Annotated in this window: 19 protein-coding genes; 18 read left to right on the forward strand and 1 reads right to left on the reverse strand. The window is 44.7% G+C overall.

All coding sequences use genetic code 11. The features are described 5' to 3' along the window. Positions 1–162: 162 nt before the first annotated feature. From aspS to F0232_RS07720, 18 genes are all read left to right on the forward strand, one after another. Complete coding sequence (gene aspS, locus F0232_RS07635) at positions 163–1,944, forward strand: aspartate--tRNA ligase (RefSeq protein WP_008219938.1); 1,782 nt, start codon at positions 163–165, stop codon at positions 1,942–1,944. Between the two features lie 150 nt (positions 1,945–2,094). Continuing rightward, positions 2,095–2,616 (forward strand): crossover junction endodeoxyribonuclease RuvC, encoded by a 522-nt coding sequence (gene ruvC, locus F0232_RS07640; RefSeq protein ID WP_008219936.1) that lies wholly within the window; start codon positions 2,095–2,097, stop codon positions 2,614–2,616. Between the two features lie 211 nt (positions 2,617–2,827). After that, the gene (locus tag F0232_RS07645) at positions 2,828–4,288 is read left to right on the forward strand and encodes a methyl-accepting chemotaxis protein (protein WP_105057375.1); all 1,461 of its coding nucleotides are present in this window, start codon (positions 2,828–2,830) and stop codon (positions 4,286–4,288) included. A 92-nt stretch (positions 4,289–4,380) separates the two neighbouring features. Then, complete coding sequence (gene ruvA / locus F0232_RS07650; RefSeq protein ID WP_105057374.1) at positions 4,381–4,992, forward strand: Holliday junction branch migration protein RuvA; 612 nt, start codon at positions 4,381–4,383, stop codon at positions 4,990–4,992. A gap of 164 nt (positions 4,993–5,156) precedes the next feature. Continuing rightward, a complete protein-coding gene (gene ruvB / locus F0232_RS07655; RefSeq protein ID WP_008219931.1) occupies positions 5,157–6,173 on the forward strand; it encodes a Holliday junction branch migration DNA helicase RuvB in 1,017 nt (338 codons plus the stop codon). A gap of 552 nt (positions 6,174–6,725) precedes the next feature. Continuing rightward, positions 6,726–8,312 carry a cytochrome ubiquinol oxidase subunit I gene (gene cydA, locus F0232_RS07660; RefSeq protein WP_105057373.1) on the forward strand — a complete coding sequence of 529 codons (1,587 nt, stop codon included), beginning with the start codon at positions 6,726–6,728 and terminating at the stop codon, positions 8,310–8,312. A gap of 14 nt (positions 8,313–8,326) precedes the next feature. Further along, entirely contained in the window at positions 8,327–9,463 is a 1,137-nt protein-coding gene (gene cydB / locus F0232_RS07665) for a cytochrome d ubiquinol oxidase subunit II (protein ID WP_105057372.1), read from the forward strand. Between the two features lie 31 nt (positions 9,464–9,494). Then, complete coding sequence (cydX, locus tag F0232_RS07670; protein WP_000270284.1) at positions 9,495–9,602, forward strand: cytochrome bd-I oxidase subunit CydX; 108 nt, start codon at positions 9,495–9,497, stop codon at positions 9,600–9,602. After that, a complete protein-coding gene (gene ybgE / locus F0232_RS07675; RefSeq protein ID WP_032498481.1) occupies positions 9,595–9,897 on the forward strand; it encodes a cyd operon protein YbgE in 303 nt (100 codons plus the stop codon). Before cydX ends, ybgE begins: the two co-directional genes overlap by 8 nt. 175 nt (positions 9,898–10,072) lie before the next feature. Beyond that, positions 10,073–10,510 (forward strand): tol-pal system-associated acyl-CoA thioesterase, encoded by a 438-nt coding sequence (ybgC, locus tag F0232_RS07680; RefSeq protein ID WP_061032861.1) that lies wholly within the window; start codon positions 10,073–10,075, stop codon positions 10,508–10,510. Then, positions 10,500–11,183 carry a protein TolQ gene (gene tolQ / locus F0232_RS07685; protein WP_008219926.1) on the forward strand — a complete coding sequence of 228 codons (684 nt, stop codon included), beginning with the start codon at positions 10,500–10,502 and terminating at the stop codon, positions 11,181–11,183. The genes ybgC and tolQ overlap by 11 nt, the downstream gene beginning before the upstream one ends. Positions 11,184–11,186: 3 nt before the next feature. After that, complete coding sequence (gene tolR / locus F0232_RS07690; RefSeq protein ID WP_004741086.1) at positions 11,187–11,630, forward strand: protein TolR; 444 nt, start codon at positions 11,187–11,189, stop codon at positions 11,628–11,630. A 13-nt stretch (positions 11,631–11,643) separates the two neighbouring features. Beyond that, complete coding sequence (gene tolA, locus F0232_RS07695) at positions 11,644–12,711, forward strand: cell envelope integrity protein TolA (RefSeq protein WP_105057371.1); 1,068 nt, start codon at positions 11,644–11,646, stop codon at positions 12,709–12,711. A gap of 12 nt (positions 12,712–12,723) precedes the next feature. Continuing rightward, on the forward strand, positions 12,724–14,076 hold the full coding sequence (gene tolB / locus F0232_RS07700) for a Tol-Pal system beta propeller repeat protein TolB (protein WP_061032859.1): 1,353 nt from the start codon (positions 12,724–12,726) through the stop codon (positions 14,074–14,076). A 111-nt stretch (positions 14,077–14,187) separates the two neighbouring features. After that, positions 14,188–14,730 carry a peptidoglycan-associated lipoprotein Pal gene (gene pal, locus F0232_RS07705; RefSeq protein WP_004741083.1) on the forward strand — a complete coding sequence of 181 codons (543 nt, stop codon included), beginning with the start codon at positions 14,188–14,190 and terminating at the stop codon, positions 14,728–14,730. A gap of 33 nt (positions 14,731–14,763) precedes the next feature. Next, on the forward strand, positions 14,764–15,549 hold the full coding sequence (gene ybgF, locus F0232_RS07710) for a tol-pal system protein YbgF (protein ID WP_008219921.1): 786 nt from the start codon (positions 14,764–14,766) through the stop codon (positions 15,547–15,549). Between the two features lie 146 nt (positions 15,550–15,695). Next, the gene (gene nadA, locus F0232_RS07715; protein ID WP_008219920.1) at positions 15,696–16,757 is read left to right on the forward strand and encodes a quinolinate synthase NadA; all 1,062 of its coding nucleotides are present in this window, start codon (positions 15,696–15,698) and stop codon (positions 16,755–16,757) included. Between the two features lie 176 nt (positions 16,758–16,933). Further along, a complete protein-coding gene (locus F0232_RS07720) occupies positions 16,934–17,965 on the forward strand; it encodes a potassium channel family protein (protein WP_105057370.1) in 1,032 nt (343 codons plus the stop codon). 134 nt (positions 17,966–18,099) lie between these two features. On the opposite strand, the gene F0232_RS07725 is transcribed toward F0232_RS07720, so the two are convergent. Then, entirely contained in the window at positions 18,100–18,669 is a 570-nt protein-coding gene (locus F0232_RS07725) for a UPF0149 family protein (protein ID WP_061032856.1), read from the reverse strand. Between the last annotated feature and the right edge of the window lie 98 nt (positions 18,670–18,767).

Here is an 18,767-nt window from a genome sequence, read left to right on the forward strand (position 1 = left end):
TGGGCTAAAAAGCAGCAAAGCCAGATAAAACACAATAAATTCGAATGTGGAAGGTCGATTTTAACCGAGTTTCCGCGTATAAATGTTTCTTTGCTCTGTTGTGTGGAATGACCACTGACAGCTTGGAAATTAGTAAATAATTAAGAGATTGGGAAATTCATTATGCGTACCCATTACTGTGGTAACCTGAACAAGTCCCTGGCGGGACAAACTGTAGAATTGTGCGGCTGGGTAAACCGTCGCCGTGATTTAGGCGGTCTTATCTTTATTGATATGCGTGATCGTGAAGGCATCGTTCAGGTTGTTGTCGATCCAGATATGAAAGATATCTTCCCGATCGCTAACCAACTGCGTAATGAATTCTGTATCAAATTTACTGGTGAAGTACGTGTTCGTCCTGACAGCCAAGTAAATAAAGACATGGCTACTGGTGAAGTAGAACTTTACGCGACTGGTCTAGAGATCATCAACCGTTCAGAAGCGCTTCCACTAGACTTCAACCAAACGAACTCTGAAGAACAGCGTCTTAAGTACCGTTACATCGATCTTCGCCGTCCAGAAATGAGCGATCGCATCAAGCTTCGTGCACGTGCATCTAGCTTCGTTCGTCGTTTTCTAGACGAGAACCTGTTCCTAGACATCGAAACACCAGTACTAACTAAGGCGACTCCAGAAGGCGCTCGTGATTACCTAGTACCAAGCCGTGTTCACAAAGGCAGCTTCTACGCGCTTCCTCAATCTCCTCAGCTGTTCAAGCAACTGCTGATGATGTCTGGTTTTGACCGTTACTACCAAATCGTTAAATGTTTCCGTGATGAAGATTTACGTGCTGACCGTCAGCCTGAATTTACTCAGATCGATATCGAAACATCGTTCATGTCTTCTCAAGAAGTACGTAACATCACTGAAAAGCTCGTTCACGATATGTGGAAAGAGCTTCTAGATGTAGAACTAGGTCAATTCCCAGTAATGCCTTTCTCTGAAGCGATTCGTCGTTTCGGTTCTGATAAGCCAGATCTACGTAACCCACTAGAGCTTGTTGACGTTGCTGACCTAGTTAAAGACGTTGAGTTCAAAGTATTCTCAGGCCCTGCTAACGACGAAAAAGGCCGTGTAGCGGTTATCCGTGTTCCAGGTGGTGCTAAGCTAACTCGTAAGCAAATCGACGGTTACGCAGAGTACGTAAACATCTACGGCGCGAAAGGTCTAGCTTGGATGAAGGTTAACGACCGTGCAGCAGGCATGGAAGGTATCCAATCTCCAGTTGCTAAATTCCTAAGCGAAGACGTAATCAACGGTATTCTAGATCGCACTGAAGCTGAATCTGGCGATATCATTCTGTTCGGCGCAGACAAAGCGGGCATCGTTGCTGAAGCAATGGGCGCACTTCGTCTTAAACTAGGTACAGACCTAGAGCTAACAGATACATCTGCATGGGCTCCACTGTGGGTTGTTGACTTCCCAATGTTTGAAGAAGACGGCGAAGGCAACCTACACGCAATGCACCACCCATTCACATCACCACTAGGTGTGACTGCGGAAGAGCTAAAAGCGAACCCAGCAGCAGCAAACTCTGATGCATACGACATGGTAATCAACGGCTACGAAGTAGGCGGCGGTTCTGTACGTATTCACAACGCAGAAATGCAAACGGCTGTATTTGGTATCCTAGGTATCGAAGAGAAAGAGCAACAAGAGAAGTTCGGCTTCCTACTAGATGCTCTTCAATACGGTACTCCACCACACGCTGGTCTAGCATTCGGTCTTGACCGTCTAGCAATGCTACTTTGTGGTACAGAGAACATCCGTGACGTTATCGCATTCCCGAAAACAACAGCAGCTGCATGTCTACTAACAGACGCGCCAAGTCTAGCAAACCCTGCATCACTGGAAGAGCTAGCAATCGCTGTTAAAGTTGCACAAAAAGAAGAGTCTGCTGAATAAGCTAATAGTGACTCTTTCTTTGAGTGACTTTCTCTTTAAGTAACCTTCTTTTTAAGTAAATAGAAATGCCCGTTAATTTAACGGGCATTTTTTTTATCGTTCGATATACTAAGCTGATAAAGCATGTATAAATAATCAGTACTAGAAGTTATGTCTATTATCTTAGGGATCGACCCTGGCTCTCGCATTACCGGTTACGGCGTGATTCGTCAAAATGGCCGTCATCTGTATTACTTAGGCAGTGGGTGTATCCGAACCTCAGAAAAAGAGCTTCCAGGCCGACTCAAGCAGATCTATGCGGGCGTGAGTGAAATCATTACTCAGTTTCAGCCAGATGTGTTTGCCATTGAGCAGGTCTTCATGGCAAAGAATGCGGACTCGGCACTCAAGCTAGGTCAGGCGCGTGGTAGTGCAATAGTGGCCGCTGTAAATGCAGATTTGCCGGTTCATGAATACGCGGCTCGTTTAATTAAGCAAGCGGTAACAGGTAATGGTGGCGCAGATAAGTCTATGGTTCAAAATATGGTGATGAGTATGCTTAAGTTGCCAGCTAAGCCACAGGCTGATGCCGCCGATGCGCTCGGTGTAGCGATCACTCACGCCAACACCAACAAAACTTTGATTGCACTGGCGGGTAAAGCGACCGGAGCGAGAAAAGGGCGTTACCGCTAATTTCCATCTCCAGTTAGCTGCCAACAGGTTACCTTCTCTTTTTCCATTGATGAGCCTCACGTTTGGTTTGGCTCAGATCACAGCAATACGCCGCTAAATCCCTGATGAAATGAGATCTTTCGAACAGAACCTAAATAATAACATTGCGCACTATTTAACATGTTATTAACATTGGTCGGAGGTCTAACAAGTTAATCAAGGATGATCACTGATGAACCCTATCAAGCTTTGGCGCGCGCTATTTCTCCCTAAAAGCAGTGGATGGAGCAATAACCAAGTCAGACAAGCCGATATCTTATTGCTCTTTACCTTTATCGCCTTTTTTGTCGGTGTCTATAGCTTGGTTAAATGGACAAAGCACGGGGAACAGCTTCTGGTAGCTACCTCTGTATTTTTGATCGTATTTGAACTGATCTCAGCTATCCTACTGCGTGTTACCAGCAAACCTAGCTTGGCACTTAATTTTGGCTTCGTCGGCATGGCGGTGCATGCGCTCAATATCATCTATCAAAGTGGTGGTGTGGTGGATTCGACTCAGGCGTATTGGGTGCCTTTGTTAGTGGTTGCCTTCTTTTTATCAGGAACACGTCTTGTCGCTTTGGTATGGAGTGGGTTAGTGATTGGCGTGTCATTGGTAATGACGTCGGCTCATCTTGATGGCTTTGAATTTCCGCAGTTAGTACTTACTCCGGAAGCGGTGGTGGTTGAAACCTGGTCTGGCGTGATTATGCCACTGGTGGTGATCTGCATTGCCCAAGCTTTTACCGCGAAACAGAGAGAAGTCGCTATCGAGATGGCAGAAGACGCGATTTCGGAAAGTCAGCAGGTCGCAAACCAAGCGACGCAAAGTGAAGGGCGCTTGTCAGTTGTACTTGACCAAGCGAATTCAAACTCTGAAAGCCTACAGGACGTTTCTGTCCATTTAGAACAACAGTCACAAGACCTACATGCGCAAGTTGAAGTGTTGAACATCAATTGTGAATCTCAGGCGAGTGCTGCCGAGGAGATGAGCCAGCAATTGCATCAGATGACGCAAGGTATCGCAGAGTCAAATTCATTTGTCGGAGAACTCAAAGATCGCAGCGAAGCCGTAGGCACTAAAGCACAGAAAAGCTCTGAGTCACTTGAGGCTTCGACCAGTGCAATCAGCCAAATTATTCAAAGCAACCAAGAAATCATGAAGGTTGCAGACTTGATTACGTCGGTCGCTGAGCAAACCAACTTACTCGCACTGAATGCTGCGATAGAAGCGGCTCGCGCAGGTGAGCAGGGCAGAGGCTTTGCTGTGGTTGCTGATCAGGTAAGGGAGCTATCAGCGAAAAGTAGTCACTCAGCCATTGAGATTCGAAGTTTGTTGGATCGCAGTAAAGTGGAAGTGGAACATGGTAGAGCGATCATCGAAACGACAGCCAATGAAATGAACGGCATTATTTCAGAGGTTCAGACTATCTCTACGGATGTGAACCAATTGACCGATATTATGGCAATGCAGATGGACTCACTGAAAGAGCTGGATCTTGCGAGCTCAGAAGTGGCACAGAGCGTTGCGGAAACAAAATCGGTATCAGGTTTAGTGGCTAATTATGGTTCTGAACTGACAGGACATGTTACCTCTGTCAAAGATCTAGTCGAAAGCCTAAATAACGTGGTTTCCCAAGCTAAACAAGCGTAAATAAATCCTTCCAAAAAACATAAAGAACTGGATAAGCATCCAGTTCTTTTATATTCTGTCCCTCAAACTAAATTCCATCAAGAGAGCGAACAGTGATCGGACGTCTACGCGGTACATTAATAGAAAAACAGCCACCAGAATTATTGATTGAAGTCAGTGGTGTTGGTTACGAAGTACAAATGCCAATGAGCTGTTTTTATGAACTACCAAACGTAGGCGAAGAGGCAATTATCTACACGCATTTTGTAGTACGTGAAGATGCTCAGCTACTTTATGGCTTCAACACGGTTAAAGAGCGGGCGTTATTCCGTGAAGTCATCAAAGCAAACGGTGTGGGCCCTAAACTTGGCCTTGGTATTCTTTCCGGTATGACGGCGAGCCAGTTTGTTCAGAGTGTTGAGCGTGAAGACATTTCTACGCTAGTGAAGCTACCGGGTGTTGGTAAGAAAACCGCTGAACGTCTAGTTGTTGAGATGAAAGACCGACTAAAAGGTTGGGGGGCTGGTGACCTGTTTACGCTTGCGACTGACGCGGCGCCAATTGACTCTATGCCAACCGTTCACGATGCTGAAGAAGAAGCGGTAAGTGCACTGCTTGCATTGGGCTATAAGCCGACTCAAGCTTCTAAGGTGGTTTCTCAAGTGGCTAAAGAAGGTATGACGAGCGAACAGTTGATTCGTGATGCCTTGAAGTCGATGGTTTAATAAAAACCGACGCTGACGATGTAAGCTCAGTTACTGCATCGTGTTTATCTCTAGCGACTACTATCTTGTTAGAATATGCTTAGTATTCATTAGCTCGAATATTAGATAACGGCTAAGCAAGAATTAAAGAAAACAGAGTTAATACTCTCAAATTGGAACTCTCTATGATTGAAGCAGATCGCCTCATTGCTCCTGACAATCCGGTCTTTAAAGATGAAGATGTTATCGACCGTGCAATACGACCAAAGGCGTTAGCCGACTATCAAGGTCAGGACCACGTTCGTGACCAGATGGAGATTTTCATCAAAGCGGCGCAATTGCGTAATGAAGCACTTGATCATCTGTTGATATTTGGTCCTCCAGGCTTGGGTAAAACCACATTGGCGAATATTGTAGCCAATGAGATGGATGTAAACATTCGCACCACTTCTGGGCCGGTATTAGAGAAAGCCGGCGACTTAGCGGCGCTGCTGACCAACCTTGAAGAAAATGATGTCCTATTCATTGATGAGATCCACCGCTTAAGCCCTGTGGTTGAAGAGGTGTTGTATCCAGCTATGGAAGATTACCAGTTGGACATCATGATTGGTGAAGGCCCTGCGGCGCGCTCTATCAAGATTGACTTGCCACCGTTCACTCTGATTGGTGCAACGACGCGTGCTGGTTCACTGACCTCTCCACTGCGTGACCGATTTGGTATTACTCAACGTCTCGAGTATTACAAAGTAGAAGACTTGCAAAACATCGTACAGCGCAGCGCTGACTGCCTTGGCCTTTCGATGGAAGCAGAAGGGGCGTTGGAAGTGGCTCGCCGAGCTCGTGGTACACCACGTATTGCCAACCGTTTACTGCGCCGCGTCCGCGATTATGCGGAAGTAAAAGGGGACGGACATATTTGTCCTGAGGTCGCAGACAGCGCACTGAACATGTTAGATGTTGATGCTAAAGGTTTTGACTATATGGACAGAAAGCTTCTATTGGCAATTATGGAGAAGTTTGGTGGCGGCCCAGTTGGTATCGACAATATGGCTGCAGCAATTGGTGAAGAGAAAGACACCATTGAAGATGTATTGGAGCCTTATCTAATACAGCAAGGTTATCTACAAAGAACACCAAGGGGCCGAATCGCGACTGATAGAGCCTATTTACACTTTGGGATAGACCTACCGTCTAATCGCTAAATTATTCATTTTTAAAGATCCCAGTTGCATAAGCGCTGGGATTTTTTGCATTTTACTGAATAACAACTCTTTGCGCGAGTCGCTATAAAGCTCAAATAGGGTCGCTCAAAAATGAAAACTTTGATTTCAGCTTTGATTTGGCTAACAAAAATTGAAATAAGTTGTCATATTTCTTGTTAATACTTTATGGGTAGTTGTGACTTGAATGTTGATGGTGTGCTGAGGTTTTGTCACAGGTATCATGCACTGTTATTAAGACAAGCCGAATTGGTGTGATTTTAATCATATTTGTACAAAATTAACCCTATTTTGCACGAATAAATTTGATACAAATCAACGCAGGGTTCTCCCATAAACCTTTTGAAACATACTGATTTTACCAGTAATATTAGCGCCAGCTATATTAGCTCATGCTTAACAATAATCTAACTATAACGGTACGTTTTTGCTACAAATTTCAAGTTGTAATAACAATTCTACAAATTGTTTTAACATGGATTTTTGAGGTGAATAATCACACAAGTGTCATTCAGCCGACACAAAGGAGTTACCATGATTGATGTTGTTGATCTGTCGCGATTGCAGTTTGCATTTACAGCGATGTATCACTTCCTATTTGTTCCACTGACTTTAGGTATGGCATTTCTACTTGCCATCATGGAGTCTGTTTATGTAATGACTGGCAAGCAAATTTACAAGGACATGACCAAGTTCTGGGGTAAATTGTTTGGTATTAACTTTGCTCTTGGTGTAGCGACAGGCTTAACCATGGAGTTCCAGTTTGGTACTAACTGGTCTTACTATTCTCACTATGTTGGCGACATCTTTGGTGCTCCGCTAGCTATCGAAGCGCTTGTTGCATTCTTCCTAGAGTCTACTTTTGTTGGCCTTTTCTTCTTCGGTTGGGACAGACTGTCAAAGCGTCAACACTTAGCGGTAACTTGGTTAGTAGCACTTGGCTCTAACTTCTCTGCGCTTTGGATCTTGGTAGCAAACGGCTGGATGCAAAACCCAGTGGGTGCGGAATTTAACTTTGAAACCATGCGTATGGAAATGGTGAGCTTCGCTGAAGTTGTACTAAACCCGGTAGCGCAAGTTAAATTCGTACACACAGTAGCGTCTGGTTACACAACGGGTGCGATGTTCATCCTTGGTATCAGCTCATACTACATTCTTAAAGGTCGTGACCTTGCCTTTGCTCGTCGTTCTTTCGCGATTGCAGCATCTTTCGGTATGGCGGCGATCTTGTCAGTAATCGTACTAGGTGATGAATCTGGTTACGAGCTTGGTGAAGTTCAGAAAGTGAAGCTAGCTGCAGTAGAAGCAGAGTGGCACACGGAAGAAGCACCAGCAGCATTTACTGTTTTTGGTATTCCTAACCAAGAAACAATGGATACTGACTACGCAATTAAGATCCCTTACGTAATGGGTATCATTGCAACGCGTTCTTTTGATAAAGAAGTAACGGGTCTACGTGACCTACGTGATGACCACGTTGATCGTATCCGTACTGGTATGTACGCTTACGAGCTTCTAGAAAAACTACGTGCAGGCGATAAGTCTGAAGAAAACATGGCAGCGTTCGACGAAGTGAAAGGTGACCTAGGCTACGGTCTACTTCTTAAGCGCTACACAGACAACGTTGTTGATGCAACAGAAGACCAAATCCAAATGGCTGCGGATGATTCTATCCCAACAGTTTGGCCTCTATTCTGGTCATTCCGTCTGATGGTTGCTTGTGGCTTCATCATGCTGTTTGTATTCGGTGCGGCGTTTGTTCAAACGTGTCGTCAGAAGATCGAACAGAAACCATGGGTACTTAAAGCAGCACTATTCTCAATCCCACTACCTTGGATTGCGATTGAAGCAGGTTGGTTCGTTGCTGAATTTGGTCGTCAACCTTGGGCGGTTGGTGAAATCCTACCGGTTAACGTTGCTGCATCAGCACTAACTATTGAACAGCTATGGACTTCTCTATTCGCTATCTTGGCACTGTACACAGTGTTCCTGATTGCAGAAGTTTACCTAATGCTGAAATTCGCACGTAAAGGTCCAAGTAGCTTGAAGACAGGCCGTTACCACTTCGAACAAAACGATAACTCTGTTGAAGACAAAGTTAGCCGTTCAGTTGAAGTATAAGTGAGGGAATATTAATGTTTGATTACGAAAGCTTACGACTTATTTGGTGGATCCTAATCGGTGTATTGCTGGTAGGTTTCGCAGTAACTGATGGCTTTGATATGGGTGTTGCAGCACTTTCACCGGTTATCGGTAAGAGTGACACTGAACGTCGTATCATGCTGAACACGATTGCCCCTCACTGGGATGGTAACCAAGTTTGGTTAATCACGGCTGGTGGTGCACTGTTCGCCGCTTGGCCACTGGTTTACGCAACGTCTTTCTCTGGCTTCTACTTTGCTATGTACGTGACTCTAGCAGCGCTTTGGCTACGTCCACTGGCTCTAGATTACCGTTCTAAGATTGAAGAGCCAAAATGGCGTAAAGCGTGGGACTACGCACTTTGCTTTAGTGGCACAGTTCCGCCAATCATCTTTGGTGTAGCATTTGGTAACCTTCTACAAGGTGTTCCATTTGACCTGAACGACCTAATGATGTCTAAGTACCACGGTACATTCTTCGCTCTGCTAAACCCGTTTGCATTGCTATGTGGTGTATTGGCTCTGATGTTGTTCGTGACGCAAGGTGCAACATGGCTACAAATGAAGACAACAGAAGCGCTGCACGCTCGTGCTCGTAACGTTGCTCAGATCACAGGCCTGATCTCAATTGTTCTATTTGTTATTGGTGGCTTCTGGGTTCAATCTATCGAAGGCTATGTAATTACAAGTACGATTGACACGTTCGCGGACTCTAACCCGCTAAACAAAGAAGTATCACTTCAAGTTGGCGCGTGGATGACAAACTTCGAGATTTATCCAGCAATGTGGGCAGCACCGATTCTTGGTGTGGTTATGCCACTGTTCGCTGTGATTGCATCTCGTCTTGAGCGCAGTGGTTTTGCTTTCTTATTCTCAAGCCTATCTAACGCTGGTGTTATCTTAACGGCTGGTTTTGCAATGTTCCCATTCGTAATGCCATCAAGCCTGAACCCTGACCATAGTTTGACTATGTGGGATTCAACAGCGAGTGAGCTGACACTTGGTCTAATGACTGCAGTTGCGGCGGTAATGGTTCCTGTGATTCTTGGCTACACAACTTGGACATACTACAAAATGTTCGGTCGCCTAGATAAGAAACACATCGAAGATAACGACGTTTCAGCTTACTAAGCTAGAAGTGAAATAACTTAGGAGAAATTTTATGTGGTATTTCGCATGGATTTTGGGTGTACTTCTAGCATGTGCATTCGGCATCATCAATGCTCTATGGCTTGAGCATTCTGAAATGATGGACAAAGACAGTGAGTAATCTCGCAGAACAAGTTGCTAAGCTGCATCGACCAATGGACAAGACTCTCTTAAGAGCTTTGTCCCTAATATTGGGTTTCATGCATGTTGGTTTAGTGATGTGGGATCCTGAAGCGTATGCAGCAAGCATCGGTGGATTTAACGCGATCATCGGGCCTATGTTTATTTGGGCAGTATGCTCAAGCATGGTTTACGGTGTTGGGTTTAAACCGAGAGCTTGGATGTGGCAACTACTGTTTAGCCCATACGTTTCACTCACCATTCTGCTCTACCTAACGGTGCTACGCCTTCTATAAAATAGGTGTGGTTTAGGTTCTCATTGAACGTGAGCCTTTGTACTTGTTGGGTTTTTAGTCAAAAAGAGGTCATCTTATACAGATGGCCTTTTTTTTCGTCTATTAAATCAAAAAATTCACAGCCATATACTATTAATGATAAGGAGTTAGGTTATAGTGATGTCTTTATCGATTTTTGGTTTGTGGTATCAATTTGCAGGGATTATCTAAGCCGTTTACGTGGCCAGTAACCGTATATTACGAAGACACCGACGCAGGTGGCGTGGTGTACCACTCGAATTATCTCAAGTTCTTCGAGCGTGCTCGAACTGAGATGCTGCGCTCAATTGGCGTTTCTCAACAAGTATTATTAGAACAAAACATCGGTTTTGTAGTCCGACATATGGATATTGATTTCATTCAAGGCGCACGTCTTGATGATTCTTTACAAGTCATTACAAATATTTACGAGTTAAAGCGAGCTACCTTGGTCTTCTGTCAAGAGATCGTAAATCCTGATGGCAAAGCATTGTGTAAAGCAATGGTTAAGGTAGCATGTATCGACAATCAAAAAATGAAACCCAAGGCAATGCCAACATTTATTCTTACGGAGCTAACGAATAGTGACTGCTGAAATCTCAATCTTAGGCCTAATTCTAGAAGCTAGTTTACTAGTGAAAATGGTCATGCTGACCCTTATGGGCATGTCTGTCGTTTCTTGGGCGATGATCATCAAGAGAAGTAAGGTACTATCTCAAGCTTCTAAACAAGCAGAAGTCTTCGAAGATAAATTCTGGTCTGGTGTTGATCTGGCTAAGTTGTACCAAGAGAGCAACAAGCGCAAAGACGAGCTTTCTGGAACAGAAGAAATTTTTTATGCAGGCTTTACTGAATTTGCTCGCCTTCGTAAATCAAACGCAACGTCTCCTGACTTCATCATGGAAGGCACTGGTCGTGCAATGCGCGTAGCAGTGGCTCGTGAAGTGGATGAGTTAGAAACCAACTTACCTTTCTTAGCAACCGTTGGCTCAATTAGCCCATACATCGGCCTGTTCGGTACCGTTTGGGGTATTATGCACTCATTCATCGCGTTAGGTGAAGTAAAGCAAGCAACACTCGCTATGGTAGCACCAGGTATTGCAGAAGCGCTTATCGCAACAGCGATGGGTCTATTTGCGGCGATTCCAGCTGTAATGGCATACAACCGCTTTAGTAGCAGTGTTGGTAAGCTAGAACATAACTACGCGACTTTCTCTGAAGAGTTCCACAGCATTCTTCACCGTCAAGCGATGGCTGGCAGGGAATAATAGATGGCTGGATACCAACCTAAAAAACGCAAGATGACAGCTGAGATTAACGTCGTACCTTATATTGACGTTATGCTCGTATTGCTGATCATTTTCATGGTGACGTCGCCGTTTGTAACTCAAGGTGTGGATGTTGAACTGCCACAGGCGTCTACTGCTAAGTCAGCGCAAGATTTATTAGGTGATGACAACGCGAGTTTCATTATCGTTGAGGTGAATAAAGATGGCGAGCTTGGCCTAAGCGTTAACGACGAAGAGGTACAACGAGGTCTATCATTGGAAGACATCATCGTTCGAGTAAAAGCTGAACTGTCTTTGAAACCGAATTCTCCAGTAGCGGTGGGTGGCGATGCTGCTACTCCTTACGCTGAAGTGGTTTTGTTACTTGATGAATTAAGCCGTGCAGGTGTGCCAAAGGTTGGCCTTTTAACGGATATAAGGGAATAGCTCCGTAGCATTCATGAAAGCGAATAATAAAAAATCCAATAGTTTCAAAAAGCCGCTTCTAATTTCACTTGGGCTGCACGTTGTCTTATTCGTTGCTCTCATTTGGGGAGCGGACTTTACTATGTCTGAACCAAAACCTACGGGGCAGATGGTTCAGGCTGTCGTTATCGACCCTCAATTGGTTCGTCAACAAGCCCAACAAATCCGTCAACAACGTGAAGCGGCAAGTAAGAAAGAGCAAGAACGTTTAGATAAATTGCGACGCGAAAGCGAAAGGCTAGAAAAAAATCGTAAAGCTGAAGAAGAAAACATCCGTAAGCTAAAAGAGCAACAAGCGAAGGATGCAAAAGCCGCACGAGAAGCAGAAAAACGACGTGTCGAGAATGAGAAAAAACGTAAAGCTGAACAAGCGCGTTTAGAGCAAGAGAAGAAGAAAGCTGCTAAAGCAGAAGCAGACCGCAAGTTAAAAGAGGCGGCTCTAGTGAAAGCCGAGAATGAGCGTAAAGCGAAAGAAGCAGCGATTGCAAAAGCGGAACAAGAACGCGTGGCAAAAGAAAAAGCCGCACAAGAGGCCGCTGAAAAAGCTCGTAAAGAAAAAGAAGCCGCTGAACGTGCTGAGAAGCAACGTATAGCGAAAGAGAAAGAAGCCGCTGCAGCAGCTGAGAAAGCGCGTAAAGCAAAAGAGGCGGCAGCCAGAGCTGAGAAGGAGCGCAAACAACAAGAAGCTGCACTGAACGACATCTTTGCAGGGCTTGAAACCGAAGCGACTCAAAACTCTTCAGCAAGACAACAATTTATTAGTGATGAAGCGCAGCGTTACGGTGCAATTTACACCCAATTGATTCAACAAAACCTATTGTTAGAAGACAGCTACCGAGGTCGCTCATGCCGAGTCAACCTCAAGCTTATTCCAACAGGATCAAACGCTATCTTGGGTAGCCTAAGCATATTGGATGGCGATAGCCGCTTATGTGCAGCAACCAAGCGTGCGGTGGCACAGGTACAATCTTACCCACTGCCTAAAGACCCAGACATTGTGAAGTCACTAAAAGACATTAATTTAACGGTATCACCAGAGTAAAAGGACGAACTTGTGTTAAAGAAACTATTACTGAGTTTTGTTTTTGTAATAGCGACAAGCAGCCAGTTTGCACATGCAGCACTGGAGTTAGTTATTACAGACGGTATTAACTCTGCACGACCTATTGCTATCGTACCTTTCCGCTGGGAAGGTGCAGAGCCACTACCACACGATGTGTCAGCGGTTATCGCTTCTGACTTACAGCGCAGTGGTAAGTTTAGCCCAGTTGCGACAAGCAAAATGCCGCAAACGCCTTACAGCGAAACTGAGGTGAACTTTGACGCTTGGACAAACCTAGGTGTTGATTCACTATTAACAGGTAGCATCACGAAGAACGCCGAAGGGCAGTACGTTGTGAATTACCAACTGATCGATATTGTTCGTGGTCAGCTGACGAAAGGACAAAGCCGAGCGTTAAGCGATGAAGGTCAATTGGTGCTTTCTAAAGATCACGTGTTGTTCAACAAGAAAGCGACCGTACCAGGTAAGCGCTTAAGAGAGTACGCACACCGTATCTCTGACTTGGTTTATGAAGAGCTAACAGGTGAGAAAGGCGCGTTTCTAACACGTATCTCTTACGTTGTTGTGAACGACAAAGACAAATACCCGTACCAGCTTCGCGTAGCAGACTACGATGGTTTCAATGAGCGTCTAGTACTTCGCTCTAAGCAGCCTCTAATGTCGCCGGCATGGTCACCAGACGGTAAAAAGCTTGCGTACGTAAGCTTCCAGAACGGCCAAGCTGAAATCTTCATCATGAATATTTACACGGGTGAGCGTGAGAAGGTGACGTCATACCCACGTCATAATGGTGCGCCAAGATTCTCTCCTGACGGTAAAAAGCTAGCGCTAGTATTGTCGAAAACGGGCAGTCTTCAGGTATACACACTTGACCTCGCAACCCGTAAACTGACTCAAATTACCCGCGGCCGTTCGAATAATACGGAACCATTCTGGCATCCAGATGGCAAGTCTCTTATTTTTACGTCTGATCGTGGTGGTAAACCTCAGATATATAATGTAAATTTGTCCAATAATTCGACTTCTCGTATTACTTGGCAAGGTAGCCAAAACTTAGGTGGCCAGATTACCCCTGATGGACGATTCCTGATAATGGTAAATCGCAGCAACTCAGGTTTTAACCTGGCTAAACAAGATTTGGAAACCGGTGCGGTTCAAGTACTAACAAAAACATTGTTAGATGAATCTCCAAGTATTGCACCAAATGGAGGTATGGTTATCTATAGCTCTATTTACAACAAGACGAACGTACTATCGATGGTTTCTATCGATGGTCGCTTTAAAGCTAGATTACCGGCTACCAACGGACGCGTAAGAGCGCCGGCATGGTCACCGTTCCTCTAGGAAAAGTCACAGATTCTTTTAGCTATTGATAGTGTTAACTATTGTGGCATTAACTATCTATAGCACTTAGTCGGCTGTAGAAACTAAGTTTGATAACGTAAGGAAAAAACGATGCAACTTAATAAAGTTCTTAAAGGCTTGATGATTGCACTACCAGTGATGGCAGTAACGGCATGTAGCTCAACTGATGAAGCAACATCTGCAACTTCTGGTACTGAAAGCAACCAAACAACTTCTGGTTCAGAAGGCAACGTAGATACAACTGTTGTAACGCCAATTGACGCTAACGGTCAACTGTCTGAGCAAGAGCTTAAAGAGCAAGCACTACGTGAAACTCAAACAATCTACTTCGCATTCGATAACTCTACTATCGCTGGCGACTACGAAGAAATGCTAGCAGCTCACGCAGCTTACCTAGTTAAGAACGTAGACATGAAAGTAACTATCGAAGGTCACGCTGATGAGCGCGGTACTCCTGAGTACAACATCGCACTTGGCGAGCGTCGTGCACAAGCTGTAGCAAAATACCTACAAGCTCTAGGTGTTCAAGCTGACCAAATCTCTATCGTAAGCTACGGTGAAGAGAAGCCACTTCTTCTAGGTCAATCTGAAGATGTGTACGCTAAAAACCGTCGTGCAGTACTAGTTTACTAATCTTAGTAAGCTATTTAATTGAGGAATTGCCTCATGTTCAGTAACACAAAGCGAGTTATTTTGCTTTCGTTACTGGCAAGTGCAGCGAACACTGCGTTCGCTGCACCAGCTCCAGTATCCGATCTCAATAGCACCGCAACCAATTCAACTTCTTCTTCCTCTCGATCAGCATCTAACGAATCAGATATTGAGCGTTTAGAGCGCCTGCTTCAAAATCGCAATCTTGTTCAGCTTCAAATGCAACAGCAAATCGACGACATGGCACTGGAAATCAGTGAACTTCGTGGTGAGCTAGAACGCAACAGTTACGATATGAAACAAATGCTAGAGCGCCAACGTGAACTCTTTATCGAGCTTGATCGCGTAAGAGGTGAGGTGAAAGCAGCAGGTACCGCAACAGTAGCAGTAGCCGCGAGCGAAGGCTCTAAAGAAGCTTCTGGTACGTTCAGTACTGATGTCGATGAGCAGACTGCTTATCAAAATGCTGTAGACATGATTCTCAAGCAACGAGACTACACGGGTGCAATTGCTGCATTCCAGAAGTTTCAAAAAGACTTCCCAGATTCTACCTTCACACCTAATTCTCATTACTGGTTAGGTCAGCTTTATTTTGCTAAGAAGCAAGATAAAGAAGCCGTGAAGAGCTTTGCCGCTGTTGTGTCGTACAAAGACTCAAACAAGCGAGCGGACGCACTGGTTAAGCTTGGTGACATAGCAGCGCGCAACAATAATGCGCCGCAAGCTAAGAAATATTACCAACAAGTCGTTACCGAGTACCCAAATAGTGCTTCGGCTAAAGTGGCGCAAACCCACTTATAAAACCAAATGGAGGTGCTAAGGCGCCTCTTTTTTATGCCTGTTTCAATATCTAACTGTACTTGCTTACAACCAATCCTTTTTGATCCTCATCGCTGTCCTGTGTAGAATACTCGGATTCTCGGAAGAAGTTGCGTAGAGCAAGAGCAATGAGTCATATACTAGATAAAATCGATACAGTTTACCCGTTTCCGCCTAAGCCAGTTCCATTGAGCGATGCTCAGAAACAGGCCCACATCGCAAACATCAAAAAACTACTTCAAGAAAAAGATGCAGTTCTAATTGCACACTACTACACAGATCCTGAAATTCAGGCTCTGGCAGAAGAAACTGGTGGTTTCGTTGGCGATTCATTAGAAATGGCTAAATTCGGTAACCGTCACTCAGCAAGCACTTTGATCATCGCAGGTGTTCGTTTCATGGGTGAGTCTGCAAAGATCCTTACTCCTGAAAAACGCATTCTCATGCCAACGCTTGAAGCAGAATGTTCACTTGACCTTGGCTGTCCTGCTGATAAATTCACAGAATTTTGTGATGCTCATCCTGACCATACTGTCGTTGTATACGCGAACACCTCTGCGGCTGTTAAAGCTCGTGCAGATTGGGTGGTGACGTCGAGCATTGCTCTAGAAATCGTTGAAAGCCTAGACGCTGAAGGGAAACCAATTATTTGGGGCCCTGACCGCCACTTAGGTTCTTATATCGCGAATCAAACCGGCGCTGACATGTTGCTTTGGCAAGGTGAGTGTATCGTTCATGATGAGTTCTCTGCTGATGCATTGAAGAAAATGAAGTCGGTATACCCTGAAGCTGCAATTCTTGTGCACCCAGAGTCTCCAGCAAGCGTTGTTGAGCTGGCTGATGCTGTGGGTTCTACTAGCCAATTAATCAAGAAAGCGAAAGAGCTGCCTCATCCACAGATGATTGTCGCGACAGACAAAGGCATCTTCTTCAAGATGCAACAACTGGTTCCTGAAAAAGAGCTGATTGAAGCACCAACGGCGGGTGCTGGTGCAACTTGTCGTAGCTGTGCACACTGCCCTTGGATGGCGATGAATGGCCTTGAAGCGATTGAAAATGCGCTTGAGAATGGCGGTGAGCAACACGAAATCTTCGTTTCTGACGAGCTACGTGTTAAATCGCTTATCCCATTGAATCGTATGCTAGATTTCGCAGAGCAGCTAAACATGCAGGTAAAAGGCAACGCTTAAGCGGCTTATTTATCTGACTAAATTAAAAACCAGCCTATAGTGCTGGTTTTTTTGTGCCCAAAGATAACCTGATAAATATCAATCTTGTGAGCATGTATCTTTTTCTGATGATTCATCTTGTTGATATCGCGTATTTTTTCTAGCATGTAAGTAAGATCGAAGGATTTGAGGCTCGAATGATAATCTGGTTGCAACTAAAACGTTGGATCAAAGCAAACATCTTTGTTTTGAACGGCAAAAACCTGTTATTTACTTTTCTTGGCTATGTGTTTATTTCATGGTCGAGTTTGTATTTGGTGGGTGAGACGGACTTAACCAGTTCGTTTACGACATTCGCGTATTACTTAGTGGTGACGGCTTCGACAGTGGGGTATGGCGACTTATCACCGACGACAGAAGCGGGTCGATGGATTGTCATTCTTTTTGTGATTCCGGGTGGACTGAGCCTGTTTGCTGCGTTACTTGGTAAGGTTGCCACAGAAGGTGTTGAATATTGGCGAGCTGGCTTGTTAGGAAAAAGGAGAGTTAGAGTGGACAACCACATTTTGATGCTTGGATGGAATGAGCAAAGAACCATTCACCTCATTCGTATGTTGCAGCATGAAGAGACGGGCAAGCGACCAATCGTGTTATGTACTCGTTCAGATATCGAGAACCCGTTACCTGGCGAAATCAATTTCGTTAAAGTAAACAGCTACACTGATGGCAAAGAGATGGAAAAAACAGGCATCGAGTCTGCCAGTTGTATCCTGATTGATAACCCAGAAGATGATATTACCTTATCTGCCGCACTTTACTGTGCCAACCGAAACCCAGAAGCACATCTGTTGGTTTACTTTAAAGATGAAGCATTGAGTGATTTGCTCCACAAGCACTGTCCAAACTCAGAGTGTATCCCGGCAGTAGGCGCAGAGATGCTTGCAAAAGCTGCTGTTGATCCCGGTTCCAGTGCGCTGCACCAAGAACTACTCAGTTCGACACGTGGCATGACACAGTATTCGACTTATTACCCTCAAGACGCTGAGCCAGTGACCGTTGCGCCGATTTTCTCTGTGTTTAAAGAGAAGTATCAAGCGACCTTGATTGCGATAGACTCCGGAAATGGTATTGAGCTCAACCCAGAATTGGATCAAGTTGTCAGCAGTGGTACTAAGTTGTTCTATATTGCTGATGAGCGTATTGATGACTTTGATTGGAAAGGCTTTTAAGTAACGAATCTTTTTGATGTGAGTGCTCTTCTACGTATTTGGAGTTTTTCGCGTTACTTAGCATGCTCTAATTAAAAAAGGCCTCATCGTGAGGCCTTTTGTTGTTTAGTTAAGTGCTTTTGTTGAATACTTTTTTATTGAGCTTCAGCCAGAGCAATACCACGCTGAGTTAGGCCGCAAAGCATCACAGGAACCGCATTGAAGATCTCTTCAAACTGCTCTAAACCTTCAATGCCTTGTTCTGCAAGCGTAGCGATTGAAGTTTCTGGATCGTAAAGCATGCTAAGAGAAAGTAGAACGCCGCCAACAAGCGCGTTGTCTTCGCTATCTTCAGGCATTAGCGTTTCCCAATCATCACGAGCAATCTGCCAGCCTTGAAGTAAGCCTTCACAGAAATCACGAGCAGCAGTGTTAACCACTTCCTCCTCGTCTAATTGACAAGCTTCAGGCCAAACCCAAGTGCCTTCGATTAATTCTGGACGCGTTTTGTTCCAAAGCGCAATGATCACTTCAATGTAGCTTTCTAGTTGCTCGCCATCAGTGAAAGGAGCAACTTCTTCGCCACCCCAAAGGAACGGTAGCCACTCATGAGGGGTTAACACATTAGGCGCTGCAGCCATTGCAGTGACAAAGCCTATGGTTTTGTGTTCTGTGATTAGCTTTCCTTCCAACTCTGGAAGCGCAAGAATATCTTGTAAAGTCAAAGTGAGGTACCGTAAAAGGGAACATATTTGCGCTTATAGTACCAATGAACTTGTGCCAATCAAGCTTCAATCTAAAAAGGCTTGATGTCGTTGATGAT

The sequence above is a fragment of the Vibrio sp. T3Y01 genome, from assembly GCF_013114525.1.
GTDB classification, from domain to species: Bacteria; Pseudomonadota; Gammaproteobacteria; order Enterobacterales; family Vibrionaceae; genus Vibrio; species Vibrio chagasii_B.